Origin of the sequence: Actinoplanes sp. NPDC023801 (assembly GCF_040639655.1) — a bacterium.
Classification (GTDB): Bacteria; Actinomycetota; Actinomycetes; order Mycobacteriales; family Micromonosporaceae; genus Actinoplanes.
In genome coordinates this window covers 156935-172663 of sequence record NZ_JBFAAI010000007.1, presented here as the reverse complement: position 1 = coordinate 172663, position 15729 = coordinate 156935, and the positions used below count along the sequence as shown (strand labels likewise).

The following is a 15729-nucleotide window of genomic DNA, read 5'->3' as shown; positions in this document are numbered from 1 at the left end:
CTGGGCAGAATCGTTACGGCAACGTTAGCGTTGTCGGATGAGAGCGGACACCGTGGCGGGTCCAGTCGTCATCGACCTGGGCACGAGCCGGGGTGAGCCGCTGGCTTACGACCGGCCGGGCCGGAACTGGGCACCGCCCTGGTTCGGCCCGGCCGTGGTCGTCGTCCTGCTGCTCTTCAGCACCCTCGCCTCGGCGCCACCGCCTCCTCCACTGCTGGCCGAGATGCTGCGGGTCGAGATCGGTTCCGGTGACCCCTACCTGGTGACCGGGACGGACCAGCTGGTGGTCCAGTCAGCCGGTCGGTTGTCCGCCTACGACCTGCGCACCGGCGAGCGGCAGTGGCGGGTCGTTCAGCAGATCCCCACCTACCGGCTCCGAGCCGGTGACGGGCTGCTCCTGCTGCGCCCGTGGGGTGCCGGCAGCATCGAGCCGGGCACCACCGCGGTCTCCCTGCGCACCGGTGCCGAACGGTGGCACAACCAGCGCAGCGTGGTGAGCTTCGACGGCACCGGCCTGATGTTCTCGGTCGAGGGCGTGCGCAGCCAGTCCTCCGGCACCGGGCGCCGGGTGGAACGCAGCGTCGAGGCCCTGGACCCGGACGCCGGTCTGCTCCGCTGGCGAGTCGAGGTGCCGTCGACGGCGGTGCTGCTCAGCGTGCCCGGCCCGGCCGGCGCTCCGGCGCGGATGCTGATGGTCCGCGACGACCTCACCGCCCTGCTGTACGACGGGCGGACCGGCGCGGTCCTGGCCGAGCGCAAAGTGCCCGCGGCCAACTACGACACGGAGAACCCGCTGCTGGTGGGTGGAGCGGTGCTGTTGCGGCATCCCGGCCCGTCCGGGATCGAGGTGTCGGCGTACGACCCGGTCACCCTGCGGCCGCTGTGGACCCGCCCGGCCGGCAGCGCCCGCGAGATCCAGCCGTGCGGCCCGCTCGCCTGCCTGATCGGGCTGGACGGCGTACGGGCCATCGATCCGGCGACCGGTGATCCGCGCTGGCAGCGGCCGGGCTGGCGGTCGGTGGAGGTGATCGGCGGCGGACTGATCGCCTACGCGGACGGGCCACAGGCGCCGACCGCGTTGACCGATCCGGAGTCCGGCCGGGTGCTCGTCGACCTGGCCGGCTGGCAGCCGCTCGGTGGTGTCACCAGCGGCGGGGAGGTGCTGGTCACCAGGGATACCGGCCCCGACCGGCGTACCATGGTCGCCGTCGCGTCGCCCCGCCTGTCCCGGCCACGCCTGCTCGGCGAACTACCCACCGGCACCGGTGAGTGCCAGGCCGCGCCGGCCCGGCTCATCTGCCGGTCGATGTACGGCGAACTGGTCGTCTGGTCCTACCGGAGCGAGACGGCGTGATCGGGAAGGATGTGGCGTGGCGCTGATCGAGCTGGATCTGGACGCCCCGCCCGACCGGTCCGCCGAGCGCCGCCCGCCGCCCCCGTGGCGCTACCGCCACCTCGGTCTGGCCCTGGCCGTCGTGCTGCTGTTCACGCTCGCCGGGGCCGCGCCGGCCGGCGGCACGTTCTGGCGGGAGCTCGGACTGATCCCGGCCGAGGCCGGCACCGAGGCGAGCATCCAGCTGGCCGGCGGCCGGGTGTTCACGGTCGTCTCGACCGGCCGCAACCGGACCCTGACCGCGTGGGAGCCGCAGCCGTCACCGCATCGGCTGTGGGACGCCGAGGTGCCGATCAGCGCCTCGTTCGACCCGGTGAACGGCGTCTTCGGCGTGGTCCGCGTCGAGCGGATCGGTGATCTGCTGCTGCTCGGTGCCGGCCTCTCCAGCACAGTCCTGGACCCGGCGACCGGCCGGATCCGATGGACCACCCCGGCCCGGATCACCCCGGTGGACGGTGGCACGGCGGTCGTCACCGAACGGATCTTCCGGCCCGGCACGCTCTACGACCAGGAGTCCGGGGACCCGGGGATGCTGTACTTCTCGGCCGACGGGCAGCCGCACGTCGAGCCGCCGATCCGTACCGAGGTGCGCGGGCTGGACCTGGCGACCGGCGCGGTCCTGTGGAGCGCCGCTCCGGGCGGATCGGTGACCGCCGAGGCGGTCGGCGGCGACGACCGCCCGGCCGTCCTGATCACCGCGTCGGACCGGCTGAGCCTGCGGGACGCCCGGACCGGTGCGGTGCTGCGCGAGACCGGCCTGCCGGAGGAGAACGGTTCCGGGCCCGGCACCAGTGACGTGCTGGACGACGTGGTCCTGATCGGCTATCCGGAGGCCGGGCGGCAGGCCGCCTACGACACCCGGACCCTGGAGCGGCTCTGGACCCGGGACCTGCACCCCGGACACGACTCGGTCGACTGTGCCGGGCTGCTCTGCACCGGGGCACGCGGCGAGGTACGCGTCCTGGACCGGCGTACCGGTCGGACGGCCTGGTCCGCGCCGTCCGAGGCGGAGCTGGCGATGCGATCCGGCTGGGTGGTGATGAGCGAGCCGTCGTCGGGTACACCGGCCGCGCTGGCGGATCCCGCGACCGGACGGCCGGTGGTGCCGCTGTCCGGCTGGAGCGGGGAGGTGGAGGGTTTCGCGTCCCGGGTCCTGCTGCTACGGCGTGACGACGGGAACGGTGACCGGGTCTTCGGGGCGGTGCTGCCCGGGCAGCCGGAGGTGCGGCTCCTCGGGACCGCCGGCGGCAGCGGCGGGGACTGCGGAGGCGATGATCGCTACGTAGTCTGTCGGGATGTCCGGGGACTGCGCGTCTGGGCCTACCGGATCTGAACGTCGCGGGTGAACAGGCCTCACGAGGAGGCGTCCGTTGCTGCATCCGGGAGCCGGCGTGCGGGATGTCCTGATCGACCTCGGTGAGGTGCCGTCCGGTGAGCCGGAGCCGGCATCGCCGCGGGCGCCGTTCCCGTACCGATGGATTCTCGGTCCTCTGACCCTCGTCCTGGCCGTTCTGCTCGGTGGCGGTGGCCCGTGGCCGCAACCACCGCCCGAGCCGGTGGTCCTGCCGCTGACCCTGAACGACGGGATCCGGATCGACAACGATCGGCTGTACGTGATCGGGCCGGCCGATCCGCTCGGCAGGGTGGTCCGTGATCATCTCGTCCGGGTCTACGAACTGCCCGGCCTGATCCTGCTCAACACGTACCGGGTGACGGTGCCCGGCGATATTCACCTGCTCAGCGACCTCGGCGACGGCCTGCTGCTGATCAGCTACAGCGACGTACAGACCGGCGCGCCGGGCACGGCCGTGATGCGCCCCGGCGATGCGCCGGTCTGGGACCGCCCGGTGTCGCTCTACGGCGTGGCCCCGGACCGCGGCGTGCTGCTGGTCCACGAGGGGCATGAGGACGCGGTGGAGGGCCGGCCCGGCCGTTCCGTCTGGCACGGGCTCGACCCGCGGACCGGCGCGGTCCGGTGGTCGGTCGAGCAGCCCGAGCGCGGTCAGGTCGCGATGCCGGTCGAGACCTTCTGGTCGGGATTCCCGGAACGGATCTACACGATGCGCGGCGACGGCCTGATCGAGGCACGGAGCACCAGCACCGGCGCGGTGATCACATCCGCCCGGCTGACGGGTCCGCCGCGCGACGACACGGAACTCTGGGCGATCGGGGGTCTGCTGATGGTCGGGCAGGGCACCACCGAGACGGTCGCCTACGACCAGGTGACCCTCGCCGAGCGGTGGCGGCGTCCCGGGCCGGTGGTGCCGGAGGAGGGCTACCCGCACGACTGCCGGCCGACGATCTGCATCGCCTCGTACGGCGGTGGCGGCTTCTCCGCGGTGGACCCGGCCGACGGGCGGCGGCTGTGGCACGTCGACGGCTACGACTCCAGCGAGGTGATCGACGGGCACGTGCTCGTCGCGAGCGCGAGCCAGGCCGAACCCGTGCTGGCCCTGCTCGACCCGGTGACGGGCCGGGTCGTCACCCGGATCACCGGCTGGGTGAGCGGCGGTTCCGGACCGGCACCCGGCACCGCGTGGGTCCACCACGTCGCTCAGCCCGGCTATCACCTCCGCTACGGGGTCCTCGACCTGACCGACGGGAGGGTCCGCCTGCTCGGCCGGGCGGAGCGGATCGCCGGCGGATGCCAGTTCGGCACGACCGTCCTGGTCTGCCGCCGGCTCGATTCGTCGGTAGCGGTCTGGCGGCTCTGACGACACCTGGTTCCCGGTCGGTAACCTGCACGTACGGCCCGGACGACGGCGGAGGTCAGCGGTGCGCGTGCTGGTGGTGGAAGACGAGCGGGACATGGCCGACGCGATCGCGCGCGGCCTGCGTCGCAAGGGCATGGCGGTGGACGTCGCCTACGACGGCCTGCAAGGGCACGAGATGGCGTACGTGACGCGGTACGACGTGGTCGTGCTCGACCGGGACCTGCCCGGCATGCACGGCGACGACATCTGCGCGGCCCTGGTCGAGTCGGGCGCGCTCACCCGGGTGCTGATGCTGACCGCCAGCTCCTCCGTCGACGACAAGGTGGAAGGCCTCGAGCTGGGTGCCGACGACTACCTGGCCAAGCCGTTCGACTTCAAGGAGCTGGTGGCGAGGGTGCAGGCGCTCGGCCGCCGGGCCACCCCCGTCGCGCCGCCGGTGCTCACCGCCGGCGACCTGGTGCTGGACCAGTCCCGCCGGGTGGTGACCCGGGGCGGGACGACGCTCGACCTCACGAACAAGGAGTTCTGTGTCCTGGAGGAGCTGCTCAAGGCCAAGGGCGGCGTGGTCTCCAGCGAGGAGCTGCTGGAACGGGTCTGGGACGCGAACACCGACCCGTTCACCACGACCGTCCGGGTCACCATCAACACGCTTCGCAAGAAGATCGGGGACCCGCCGTTGATCGAGACCGTGGTGGGCGCCGGTTACCGGGTCCCGGAGCCGGTCGTGGCGTCGTGACCGTCTATCCGGGCCTGCGCCGCCGCGGCCTGCGGCTCGACGTGCGGCCGACCCTGCGGCTGCGGCTGACCCTGCTCAACGGTCTTCTGCTGGTCGGTGCCGGGACGGTGCTGGTGCTGCTGGACTGGCTGTTGATCAGCCAGTCGGTCCGGCCCGTCCCGCAACTGCGCGAGGGCACGATGGTGACCCTGGAGGACGGGACCACCCGGGACGCGGCCGCCTGGCAGAGTCAGGTCATCGATCAGGCCTCCCGCGACCTGCTGATCCAGGGGTTCGGGGCGCTGGCTCTGGTGGTGATCGTGGGCATCGTCCTGGCCTACGTGGTGACCGGCCGCGCTCTGCGCCCGCTGCGCGACGTCACCCAGACGGCGCAGCGGCTCGGCGAGGAGACCCTCGACCAGCGGATCCGCTACTCCGGCGCGGACGGTGAGGTGGCAGAGCTGGCGCAGACCTTCGACGCGATGCTGGACCGGCTGGCGGCCGCCTTCGAGTCGCAGAAACGGTTCGTGGCGAACGCGTCGCACGAGTTGCGTACCCCGCTCGCGGTGATGCGGACCGAGATCGACGTGACGCTCAGCGACGACGAGGCCGACGTCGCCGAGTACCGGCGGATGGCCAAGGTGGTCCGCAACGCCTCGGAACGCGCGAACGGGCTGGTGGACGCGTTGCTGGTGCTGGCCCGCTCGGAGGCGCAGTCCGGCCGGCGGCTGGTCCGTAAGGTACCGGCCGACCTGGCGCTCAGTGTGCAGAACGCGTTGTCCGCGGTGAAGGCCGAGGCCGAGCGGCTGAAACTCGAGGTCACCACGGACCTGGAGCCGGCTCCGGTGGTCGGCGATCCCAGTCTCCTGGACCGGCTCGCCGGGAACCTGATCGAGAACGCGATCCGCTACAACCACCTGCTGGGCCGGTTGTGGCTGCGTACCGAGTCGTCCGGCGGCCGGGCCCGGCTGATCGTCGGCAACACCGGGTACGAGGTGGAGCCCCCCGACGTGCCGGGCCTGTTCGAACCCTTCCGGCGGGGCGGCTGGGAACGTACCGGATCGAGGGGGTCGGGGTTGGGTCTGTCGATCGTGCGGGCGGTCTGTGACGCGCACGGCGGCACGGTCAGTGCGGTGGCTCAGGACGGCGGTGGCCTCGAGGTCACGGTGACCCTGCCGGCCGCCGACACGACGCCCGTGGTGGCCGCGACGGCGAGCGTTCCCCGCACCAGGTGATGAGGGGAACGCCCGCGATCGGTCACTTCGACTTGGTCTCGATCTCGGCGCGCAGCTTGGGGAACTCGGCCTGCACGTCCGGGGCCTTCTTGAAGAACCACATGATCATGCCGACGCTGCCCTCGTCGGCCCAGCCGCAGACCGCCACGTCGATGCCGGAGAACGCGCTGGTGCCGCACTTGGCGACGCCGCCGAGCGTGCCGGTGCCGGCGTCGGTCAGGCCGCTGACCGGCGCGTCCTTGCTGAACGTCTTGAACGAGGCGTCGAGCTCTGCCTGCGGGTTCGCGATCAGGGCCTTGGTGGCGATGGCGGCGACCATGTCCTGCTTCTCCGGGTCACCGTAGAAGGCGCCGAACGAGCTGGAGGCACCCGGGTACGCGGCGAGGCTCTTCTCCATGTCCGCCGTGAGGGTGGCGTACTCCGGAGTGTCCAGCTTCGGCCGGCCGCCGAGTGTCGCGGGCTCGGTGATGCTGACCGCGGCGGCGTCGTCGACCGCGTCCTTGCCGACGAAGTAGAGCGCCGCACCGCCGCCGATGCAGAGCACCGCCAGGATGCCCACGACGATCAGAATGATCGGCAGGACCCGCGACTTGCGCTGCGGGGCCCCCGGCGGCGGGAAGCCGGGCGGCGGGAGCTGACCGGGCTGGCCGTACTGCGGGGCGGGTGCGCCGTACTGGGGTGGCTGCGGAGACCCGTATTGCGGCTGCTGCGGCGTCCCGTATTGCGGCTGCTGCGGCGTCCCGTACTGCGGCTGCTGCGGTGTCCCGTACTGCGGGGGCTGCTGGCCGTAGGGCGGCTGCGGCGGCGGGTATCCGGAAGGGTTGGGCTCACCGGGGTGAGGAGGATACGTCATCGATGCTCCAGAGCTTGTGTAGTCGGTGGATCCTACCGGCGAACCGGCGACGGGGTCGGCCGCTGACGGGTGAACGCAAGAGGCCCCCGCACCTCAGCGGCGCGGGGGCACTCGTTGTGCACCATGTGAATCAGGCGCGGAGGTTCGCCACCCCGTCGGCGAGGAACCGCTTGCTGGTCACCTTCTCCGAGGTGCCGCTGCGGTCCAGGTACGGCGTGACACCGCCCAGATGGAACGGGTAGCCGGCGCCGAGGATCATGCACAGGTCGATGTCCTGCGCCTCCGCGACCACGCCCTCGTCCAGCATGATGCGGATCTCCTCGGCCAGCCCGTCGAGCGCCTTCTGGCGGACCTCGTCGGCGGTGAGCGGGGCGTCGCCGACCTCGAGGATCTTGACGACCTCCGGGTTGATCTCCTTGTCCGCCATGACCGGCAGCTTGGAGTCGACGATCCGCTTGAGGTTGGGGGAGTTCACGTACCGGTCCGGGAACGCGGCGTGCAGGGTCTCGCCCACGTGGTACGCCACGGCCGGGCCGACCAGCTGGAGCAGGGCGATCGGGCGCATCGGCAGACCCAGCGGGTCCATCGCCACGTTCACCACGTCCAGCGGGGTGCCCGCGTCGACGGCCTGGAAGATCTCGCTGGTGACCCGGGTGAGCAGGCGGTTGACCACGAACGCCGGGGCGTCCTTGACCAGCACCGACGACTTCTTCAGGGTCTTGCCGATCTCGAACGCGGTGGCCAGCGTGGCGTCGTCGGTCTTCTCGCCCCGGATGATCTCCAGCAGCGGGAGGACGGCGACCGGGTTGAAGAAGTGGAAACCGACGACCCGCTCCGGGTGCTCCAGATCGGCTGCCATCTCGGTGATCGAGAGCGAGCTGGTGTTTGTCGCGAGGATCGCCTCGGGCTTGACGATCTTCTCGAACTCGGCCCAGATCTGCTTCTTGAGCTCGAGGTTCTCGAAGACGGCCTCGATCACGAAGTCCGCGTCGGCGAAGACCGACCGGTCGACCGAGCCGCTGATCAGCAGTCGCAGCTTGGCCGCGGTGCCGTCGTCCATCCGCCGCTTCGAGACCAGCTTGTCGATCTCGGCGTGCACGTAGGCCACGCCCTTGTCGACGCGCTCCTGGTCCAGGTCGGTCAGCACGACCGGGACCTGCAGGCGGCGCAGGAACAGCAGGGCCAGCTGGGAGGCCATCAGACCGGCACCGACGATGCCGACCTTGGTGACCTTGCGGGCCAGCGACTTGTCCGGCACCCCGACCGGGCGCTTGGCCCGGCGCTGGACCAGGTCGAACGAGTACAGGCTGGCCCGCGCCTCGTCGCCCATGATCAGGTCGGCGAGAGCCTCGGTCTCGGCCGCGGTGCCGTCCTCGAACGACGCGTCCTTGGCCAGGGCCAGCAACTCGAGGGCCTTGTTGGCGGACGGGACAGCCCCGTGCAGCTTCTCGTCGAGCACCGCCTTGGCGAACTCGAGAACGCCGTCCCAGTCCTTGCGCTCGATCTCCGGGCGCTCGACGGTGATCTCGCCCTTGACCACGCCGGCCGCCCAGGCCAGCGAGTCCTCCAGGAAGTCGGCCGCCTCGAACAGGGCGTCCGCGACACCCCACTCCCGGGCCTGCTTCGGGCGCAGCGTCTTCTGGGTCAGCGGGTTCTGCAGGATGACCGTGGCCGCGTTGATGATGCCGATCAGGTTCGGCAGGATCTGCGAGCCGCCCCAGCCGGGGATCAGGCCGATCGCGACCTCGGGCAGTGCCAGCGCCGCAGCGCCGGTGGAGACGGTCCGGTAGTGGGCGTGCAGCGCCACCTCGAGACCGCCGCCCATCGCCGCGCCGTTGATGAACGCGAAGGTCGGGATCTCGCTGTTCCGCAGCCGCGCGAACACCCGGTGGCCGAGCTCCCCGAGCGCGACGGCCTGCTCACGCGAGTTGATCAGCGGCATGCCGGTGATGTCGGCGCCGACACAGAAGATGTACGGCTTGCCGGTGACCGCGATGAACGCCGGGTTCGCCTCGGTGGCCGTGGTGATCGCCTCGTCGAGCGACTTGAGGCCGCCCGGCCCGAAGCTGTTCGGCTTCTTGTGGTCGAAACCGTTGTCGAGCGTGATGAGGGCGGCGGGCTTCTCCAGCCCGGGGACCTGTACCAGGCGGACGATCGCCTTGGTGACTACCTCGTTCGGGTTCTCGATCACTTGGCCGCGCCCTCCCAGTACGGGTTCTCCCAGATAACGGTGCCGCCCATGCCGATGCCGATGCACATCGCGTTGATCCCGTAGCGGACGTCGGGACGCTCGGCGAACTGCCGGGCGAGCTGCGTCATCAGGCGGATCGCCGAGGACGCGAGCGGGTGACCGATGGCGATCGCGCCGCCCCACGGGTTGACCCGCGGGTCGTCGTCGGCGATGCCGAAGTGGTCGAGGAACGCCAGCACCTGAACCGCGAAGGCCTCGTTCAGCTCGAACAGGCCGATGTCGCCGATGGTCAGGCCGGCCTTCTTCAGCGCCTTCTCGGTCGACGGGACCGGGCCGTAACCCATGACCTCCGGCTCGACGCCGACGAACGCGTAGGACACCAGGCGCATGGCGACCGGCAGACCGAGCTCACGGGCGGTCGCCTCGTCGGCCAGGATCGCCGCGGTCGCGCCGTCGTTGAGACCCGCCGCGTTGCCCGCGGTGACGCGGCCGTGCGGACGGAACGGGGTCTTCAGGGTGGCGAGCTTCTCCATCGACGTCTGGCGCGGTGCCTCGTCGACGGTGGCCAGGCCCCAGCCCAGCTCCGCGGAGCGGATCGCGACCGGCACCAGGTCGGGCTGGATCTTGCCGTCGGCGTACGCCTTGGCGGTCTTGATCTGCGAGTTGAGGCCGTACGCGTCGGCCCGCTCCTTGGTGATGTGCGGCAGCCGGTCGTGCAGGTTCTCCGCCGTGGAGCCCATCACCAGGGCGGACGGGTCGACCAGTTTCTCGGCCAGGATCCGCGGGTTGGGGTCGACGCCCTCACCCATCGGGTGCCGGCCCATGTGCTCGACGCCACCGGCGATGGCGATGTCGTACGCGCCCATCGCGATACCGCCGGCGACATTGGTCACGGCGGTCATGGCGCCCGCGCACATCCGGTCGACGGAGTAGCCGGGTGTGGTATTGGGCAGGCCGGAGAGCAGTGCGGCGGTCCGGCCGAGTGTCAGGCCCTGGTCGCCGATCTGGGTGGTGGCCGCGATCGCGACCTCCTCCACCTTCTCGGGCGGGAGGTTGGGATTCCGCTTGAGCAGTTCGCGCATGCAGCGGATCACCAGGTCGTCGGCGCGGGTCTCGGCATACATGCCGCCCGCCTTGCCGAACGGGGTGCGGACGCCGTCGACGAAGACGACCTCGCGTACTTCACGGGGCACAGCAAGCCTCCTTGCGGGCGTGAACCCAAATGTGTCGGCAATGCTACTCGCCAGTAACTAGTAGCGGCCAGGGGCTCCGGGAAAACGTCACATCCGCGGCGCTTCCCTGTAGATCGGCCCGGCCGGCCCGGACTGAACCGAAAAGCCACCGGCTTGACCGGAGAACGAAGACCAGCCGAACCGGTGCCCGATGTCACCGGTTGAGGGACCATCCCGAGGTCCCGGCGCCGGTAGGATCCACCGACATCACGATATTGGAGCGTTGATGACGTACCCGCCGTATTCCGGTGAACCAAACCCCGCCCAGCCGACGAGCGGGCAGCCGTCAGGATGGGGACCTCCCCAGCCACCGGCGTACCCTGACCCGACCCTGCCGCAGTTCGGGGCGCAGCCGCAGTACGGCCAGCCGCAGTACGGTCAGCCCCAGTTCGACCCGAACCAGCCGCCGCCGTTCGACCCGAACCAGCAGTACGGCGCGCCGGGCTTCCCGCCACCCGTGCCGCCGAAGAAGTCGAAGACGCCGATCATCCTGGGCGTCGTCGCACTCGTCCTGGTGCTCTGTGTCGGTGGCGTGACGTCGCTGTACCTGGTCGGCAAGAACGCCATCGACGAGACCAACAAGGCCATCGACACGGCCGCCTCGGGTCTGCCGACGACCGAGTCCACGTCGTCCCCGGAGACGACGGAGCCCGCACCGCCGAAGGCGACCATCAAGATCACTGAGCCGGTGAAGCTGGGCGGCCGCCCCAAGCTCACCGACGAGCAGTTCGCCGACATCACCAAGGAACTGCAGGACGGGATCGCCGCCGACTACGGCTCCGGCGACTCGTTCGGCGCGTTCTACGGCGAGCTCGGCTCCGAGGACATCGTCATCGCAATCGCCGTCGAGACCGACGTACCGAACCCCAAGACGGCGCTCGCCGGCACGTTCGCCGGCATCGGCATCGGCGGCCTCAAGGTCAGCAACCTGACCGAGGCGAGCACCGGCAAGCTGGGCGGCGCCGCCAAGTGCGGTGACAGCAACGCCGACGGCGTGGACGTCGCGGTCTGCAGCTGGGCCGACGAGGGCAGCATCGGCATGGTCATGTGGTACTTCAAGAAGGCCAAGCAGGTGAAGACCGAGTTCCCGAAGCTGCGGGCTCAGATCGAGACCAAGAGCTGACCTTCAGCCGTACGTGAGAAGCCCGGCCCATTCGAGCCGGGCTTCTTGCATGCCGCCCCACCGAGCGCTACCCCGTCTGTCACCGCGTCGCTTCCGGCGCGGGTGGCGGCGAGAACAGTGGGTTCAACGGGGTTCGGGAAGGGCCTCGGCGAGCTGATCGGCGAGCAGGTTGATCTGCCAGTTACGGGCGCCGAAGCCGCGGAGGATGTCGCCGACCGTGCGGGCGGTCATCTCGTCCGGCGGTGACCAGGCCAGGCGCCGGATGAAGTCCGGGCTGATCAGGTTCTCCGGCGGCAGGGTGTGCTGCTCGGCGGTGCCGACCACGATCTGCCGGCAGCGTGCCAGCCGGGCCGCGGCAATCGGGTCGCGTTCGGCCCAGCGGTGCGGCGGCGGTGGGCCGTCGACCGGCTGGTTCACCGGCAGCGCGTCGTCCGGCAGGGCTCGCGCCTGGTCGAGGGCGTCCAGCCAGATGCGGGCCAGCCGGCGGACCGAGCGGCCGCCGAAACCGGGGATGCCGAGCAGGGTGCGTTCGTCCTTGGGGTCCATCTCGGCGGCGGCGACGATCGCCGAGTCGGGAAGTACCCGGCCGGGCGCGGAGTCCCGCCGGGCGGCGACACCGTCGCGGGCATACCAGAGGGCGCGCACCCGGGACTGGGCGCGTGCGCCACGGACCCGGTGGATGCCGGAGGTACGGCGCCACGGGTCGGGGCGGACCCGGGGCGGGCGGTCGGCGCTCTGCACGAGTGCGGCGAACTCCTCCGCCGCCCACGCCGTCTTGTTCTGGCGCTCCAGTTCCTCGGCGAGCACGTCGCGCAGATCGGTGAGCAGTTCCACGTCGAGGGCCGCGTAGGTGAGCCACGACTCGGGCAGCGGCCGGGTCGACCAGTCGGCGGCCGAGTGGTGTTTCTCCAGCGAGTAGCCGAGCAGCTGCTCGGTCAGCGCGGCCAGCCCGACCCGCTCGAAGCCGGCCAGCCGGGCGGCCAGCTCGGTGTCGAACAGCCGGCGGGGCCGGAAACCGAGTTCGGCCAGGCAGGGCAGGTCCTGGCTGGCGGCGTGCAGCACCCACTCGGTGTCGGCCAGCGCGGCGTCCAGGGTGCGCAGGTCGTCGAGGGGGAGCGGGTCGATCAGCACGGTGCCGGAACCGGCCCGGCGAAGCTGCACCAGGTATGCCCGCTGGGTGTAGCGGTAGCCGGAGGCACGCTCGGCATCGACGGCGACCGGGCCGGTGCCCGCCGTCATCCGGGAAACCACATCGGCCAGCTCGTCCGGGGTCTCCACCGGTGGGGGCGTGCCGTCGCGGGGTGCGGTCAGGGGTGTCGCGGGGCGGGAATCCTCGGGACCGCCAGATGTCGGGTCGGGCGGCACAAGGTGCGGTCCGTCCCCTGCCGTGTCCGGCGAGTCCCGACGGCGCAGGGGTGCTTCGTCGGTCACTCCGTAACCGTACGGGGGTAGCACCCTTGCCGTGCGCAGCAGGGCTCCCGGCGCGTCGATTCTCGATCTTCCGGGTGGGTTCATCCGTTCGCCGCTGACGTCCGTACCACTTGTCGCAGCGCCGAGAGACCACCCGGGAGGCCGCGCCCTATGTCCACTCCGTTCGAGCCCTTCACGCCGGCCAACAGTGGCCGCCGCGCCCAGGAGTGGAACTGGCAGGACGACCAGTACCCGGCGCAGGACCCGTGGTCCCAGCAGCAGCCGGTCTACCAGCAGCCGGTCTATGAGCAGCCCGTCTACCAGCAGTCCGTCTACGAGCAGCCGGTCTACCAGCCCGTCTACCAGCAGCCGGTCCATGAACAGCCCGTCCAGCCGTCTTACGAGCCGCCGCGAGCGAGGACGAGCCGGTACAAGCCGATCGTCATCGGCCTGGTCGTCGCGCTGGTGGCGGTCTCCGGCTGGCAGGCGTTCCGGGTCGAGAGCATGATCCAGAGCAGCAACGACCTCGCCGAGGCGGTCAGCTCCTCGCAGGGCCGCACCGACGAGCTGGAGAAGAAGCTGACCTCGGTCTTCGACTCGGAGGGCATCGCCGAGGACGTTCTTCCCAGCGTCTTCCGGGTCCGCGCCGGCGAGTTCACCGGTACCGCGTTCGCGGTGAGCCAGGCCAACGGGCGGACCAGCCTGTTCACCAACTTCCACGTGGTCGAGGAGGTGTGGGACAGCGGCGACAAGGCGATCACGCTGGAACGCGGCAACACCCGGATCAACGCGACGATCGTCAAGGTCAGCGAGGGCAAGGACCTGGCGCTGCTGCGCGCGAACCGGGAGATCACGACGCTGAAGGTCGCCGGCGGCAAGGTGAAGTCCGGTCAGCAGGTGATGGTGGTCGGTGCGCCGCTCGGCCTGGAGGACTCGGTGACCACCGGTGTGATCAGCGCCTTCCGGGACACCGAGGACGGGCCGACGATCCAGTTCGACGCGCCGATCAACCCCGGCAACTCGGGTGGGCCGGTGGTCGACTCCAAGCGGCAGGTGGTCGGGCTGGCCACGGCGAAGGCCCGGGACGCCGAGGGCATCGGCCTGGCGATCCCGATCGAGGTCGCCTGCGACACCCTCGGGGGCTGCGGGAACAGCTAGGTCCGGTGCGTCCTAGACGCGTAACTGGCGGTCGCTGAGCGAGGCCACCCCGGGCGGCGGCAGGCCGGCCGTCGAGGAGAGCATCGCCAGCCAGCCGCGCAGATGCGCGCCGAAGTCGTCGGAGGTGGGCGTCCACGACGCTCGTACCTCCAGATCAGCGGTCGGCTCGGGCCCGGCCAGCTCGCCGAACCGGGTGGACGCGGTCTGCGTGACCGTGCCGCCGATCGCCGTGTACGCCGCGGCGTGCTGATCGAGCCCGTCGGTCAGCCAGGTCCAGGCCACCGCCGGCAGCAGCGGGTCGGAGGCGAGGTCCTCCTCCAGCTCCGCGGTGATCAGCGTGACCAGCCGCAGGTCACCCCGCCAGGCGTCGTGCCCGGCCGGGTCGTGCAGCAGGATGAGCCGGCCGCTCGCCACCTCGTCACCGGCGCGGAGCACGGTGGCGCTGAGAGCGAACGAGAACGGCGCGAGCCGCTGTGGCGCGGCGATCTCCTCGAGCAGGATCTCGGGCCGCGGCGACTCCGCGCGCAACCCGGCAACGGCGCGGGTGAACGCCTCGGGGGCAGCGGAGGGGGACGCCATGGGGGCAGCCTATGCCGATCTCACCGCCGGTCGTGCTCGGCGCGCCGCCGGGCCTGTTCAGTCGCGTGGCACGATGTCTCGGTGACGGTTCTTGAGGATTCCCCCTTCGTCCGGGCATGCCGTGGTCTGCCCGTCCCGCATACGCCGGTCTGGTTCATGCGGCAGGCCGGGCGGTCGCTGCCGGAGTACCGCAAGATCCGCCAGGGTGTCGGCATGCTCGAGTCGTGCCGCCGGCCGGACCTGGTCACCGAGATCACCCTGCAGCCGGTGCGCCGCCACAACGTGGACGCGGCGATCTTCTTCAGCGACATCGTGGTGCCGGTCGCGGCGGCCGGTATCGATCTGGACATCGTGGCCGGTACCGGCCCGGTGGTCGCCGAGCCGATCCGGTCCGAGGCCGACCTGGCCCGGCTGCGGCCGATCACCCCGGGCGACGTGGACTTCGTCACCGAGGCGGTGGAGACGCTTGTCGCCGAACTCGGCGCCACCCCGCTGATCGGCTTCGCCGGCGCGCCGTTCACGCTTGCCAGCTATCTCATCGAGGGCGGTCCCTCACGGACCTACCTCAAGACCAAGGCCATGATGTACGGCGCACCCGAGCTGTGGAACGCGTTGCTCGCGCGCCTCGCCGAGATCACGCTGACGTTCCTGCGGGTTCAGGTGGACGCCGGGGTGAGCGCGGTCCAGCTGTTCGACTCGTGGGCCGGCGCCTTGTCCGAGGCCGACTACCGGCGGTTCGTCATGCCGCACTCGGCGTCGGTGCTGCGCGGCCTGGCCGACGCCGGCGTGCCGCGGATCCACTTCGGGGTCGGTACGGCGGTGCTGCTGGAGGCGATGGGTGAGGCCGGCGCCGACGTGGTCGGGGTGGACTGGCGCACTCCGCTGGACGAGGCCACCAGGCGGGTCGGCCCGGACCGTGCGGTGCAGGGCAACCTGGACCCGGCGATCCTGTTCGCCGGCTGGGACGTGGTCGAGCGGGAGACCCGTCGGGTGCTCCAGCAGGGCACGTCCGCTCCGGGTCACGTGTTCAACCTGGGTCATGGCGTGATGCCGGAGACCGACCCGGACGTGCTGACCCGGCTGACCGCTCTGGTGCACGAGGTGTCGTCCCGCTGATCAGCTCCGT

13 protein-coding genes are annotated in these 15729 nt (G+C 71.1%); 8 read left to right on the top strand and 5 right to left on the bottom strand.

What is annotated here, in order from left to right:
• Positions 1 to 37 precede the first annotated feature (37 nt).
• From AB0G04_RS15965 to AB0G04_RS15945, 5 genes are all read left to right on the top strand, one after another.
• Positions 38 to 1354 (top strand): PQQ-binding-like beta-propeller repeat protein, encoded by a 1317-nt coding sequence (locus AB0G04_RS15965; RefSeq protein ID WP_360982586.1) that lies wholly within the window; start codon positions 38 to 40, stop codon positions 1352 to 1354.
• 16 nt (positions 1355 to 1370) lie between these two features.
• On the top strand, positions 1371 to 2726 hold the full coding sequence (locus AB0G04_RS15960; protein ID WP_360982584.1) for a PQQ-binding-like beta-propeller repeat protein: 1356 nt from the start codon (positions 1371 to 1373) through the stop codon (positions 2724 to 2726).
• Positions 2727 to 2784: 58 nt separating this feature from the next.
• Positions 2785 to 4107, top strand: a complete 1323-nt coding sequence (locus AB0G04_RS15955; RefSeq protein WP_360982582.1) for a PQQ-binding-like beta-propeller repeat protein — start codon at positions 2785 to 2787, stop codon at positions 4105 to 4107.
• Positions 4108 to 4168: 61 nt separating this feature from the next.
• Complete coding sequence (locus AB0G04_RS15950) at positions 4169 to 4843, top strand: response regulator transcription factor (protein WP_360982580.1); 675 nt, start codon at positions 4169 to 4171, stop codon at positions 4841 to 4843.
• On the top strand, positions 4840 to 6057 hold the full coding sequence (locus AB0G04_RS15945; RefSeq protein ID WP_360982578.1) for a HAMP domain-containing sensor histidine kinase: 1218 nt from the start codon (positions 4840 to 4842) through the stop codon (positions 6055 to 6057). The genes AB0G04_RS15950 and AB0G04_RS15945 overlap by 4 nt, the downstream gene beginning before the upstream one ends.
• Positions 6058 to 6079: 22 nt before the next feature.
• Here AB0G04_RS15945 and AB0G04_RS15940 read toward each other — a convergent pair whose 3' ends face one another.
• The 3 genes from AB0G04_RS15940 to AB0G04_RS15930 form a co-directional block, all read right to left on the bottom strand.
• On the bottom strand, positions 6080 to 6910 hold the full coding sequence (locus tag AB0G04_RS15940) for a hypothetical protein (RefSeq protein ID WP_360982576.1): 831 nt from the start codon (positions 6908 to 6910) through the stop codon (positions 6080 to 6082).
• A 130-nt stretch (positions 6911 to 7040) separates the two neighbouring features.
• Positions 7041 to 9101 (bottom strand): 3-hydroxyacyl-CoA dehydrogenase NAD-binding domain-containing protein, encoded by a 2061-nt coding sequence (locus AB0G04_RS15935; RefSeq protein ID WP_360982574.1) that lies wholly within the window; start codon positions 9099 to 9101, stop codon positions 7041 to 7043.
• Positions 9098 to 10294: a thiolase family protein gene (locus AB0G04_RS15930; RefSeq protein ID WP_360982572.1), complete on the bottom strand. Its 1197-nt coding sequence runs from the start codon at positions 10292 to 10294 to the stop codon at positions 9098 to 9100. Before AB0G04_RS15930 ends, AB0G04_RS15935 begins: the two co-directional genes overlap by 4 nt.
• 265 nt (positions 10295 to 10559) lie before the next feature.
• Between AB0G04_RS15930 and AB0G04_RS15925 the strand changes: the two genes are divergently transcribed.
• Positions 10560 to 11456, top strand: a complete 897-nt coding sequence (locus AB0G04_RS15925) for a hypothetical protein (RefSeq protein ID WP_360982570.1) — start codon at positions 10560 to 10562, stop codon at positions 11454 to 11456.
• 123 nt (positions 11457 to 11579) lie between these two features.
• Here AB0G04_RS15925 and AB0G04_RS15920 read toward each other — a convergent pair whose 3' ends face one another.
• The gene (locus AB0G04_RS15920) at positions 11580 to 12887 is read right to left on the bottom strand and encodes a ribonuclease D (RefSeq protein WP_360982568.1); all 1308 of its coding nucleotides are present in this window, start codon (positions 12885 to 12887) and stop codon (positions 11580 to 11582) included.
• A gap of 150 nt (positions 12888 to 13037) precedes the next feature.
• On the opposite strand from AB0G04_RS15920, the gene AB0G04_RS15915 reads away from it, so the two are divergent.
• Positions 13038 to 14024 carry a trypsin-like peptidase domain-containing protein gene (locus tag AB0G04_RS15915; RefSeq protein ID WP_360982566.1) on the top strand — a complete coding sequence of 329 codons (987 nt, stop codon included), beginning with the start codon at positions 13038 to 13040 and terminating at the stop codon, positions 14022 to 14024.
• Positions 14025 to 14036: 12 nt separating this feature from the next.
• On the opposite strand, the gene AB0G04_RS15910 is transcribed toward AB0G04_RS15915, so the two are convergent.
• On the bottom strand, positions 14037 to 14603 hold the full coding sequence (locus AB0G04_RS15910; RefSeq protein WP_360982564.1) for a DUF3000 domain-containing protein: 567 nt from the start codon (positions 14601 to 14603) through the stop codon (positions 14037 to 14039).
• Between the two features lie 81 nt (positions 14604 to 14684).
• Between AB0G04_RS15910 and hemE the strand changes: the two genes are divergently transcribed.
• Complete coding sequence (hemE, locus tag AB0G04_RS15905) at positions 14685 to 15719, top strand: uroporphyrinogen decarboxylase (RefSeq protein ID WP_360982562.1); 1035 nt, start codon at positions 14685 to 14687, stop codon at positions 15717 to 15719.
• The last annotated feature ends 10 nt before the right edge of the window (positions 15720 to 15729 follow it).

Bases quoted from the DNA above. Each gene is read 5' to 3' on its own strand.
- AB0G04_RS15915 (WP_360982566.1), top strand. From the start codon at position 13,038: ATGTCCACTCCGTTCGAGCCCTTCACGCCGGCCAACAGTGGCCGCCGC.
- AB0G04_RS15925 (WP_360982570.1), top strand. From the start codon at position 10,560: ATGACGTACCCGCCGTATTCCGGTGAACCAAACCCCGCCCAGCCGACG.
- AB0G04_RS15910 (WP_360982564.1), bottom strand. From the start codon at position 14,603: ATGGCGTCCCCCTCCGCTGCCCCCGAGGCGTTCACCCGCGCCGTTGCC.
- AB0G04_RS15940 (WP_360982576.1), bottom strand. From the start codon at position 6,910: ATGACGTATCCTCCTCACCCCGGTGAGCCCAACCCTTCCGGATACCCG.
- AB0G04_RS15965 (WP_360982586.1), top strand. From the start codon at position 38: ATGAGAGCGGACACCGTGGCGGGTCCAGTCGTCATCGACCTGGGCACG.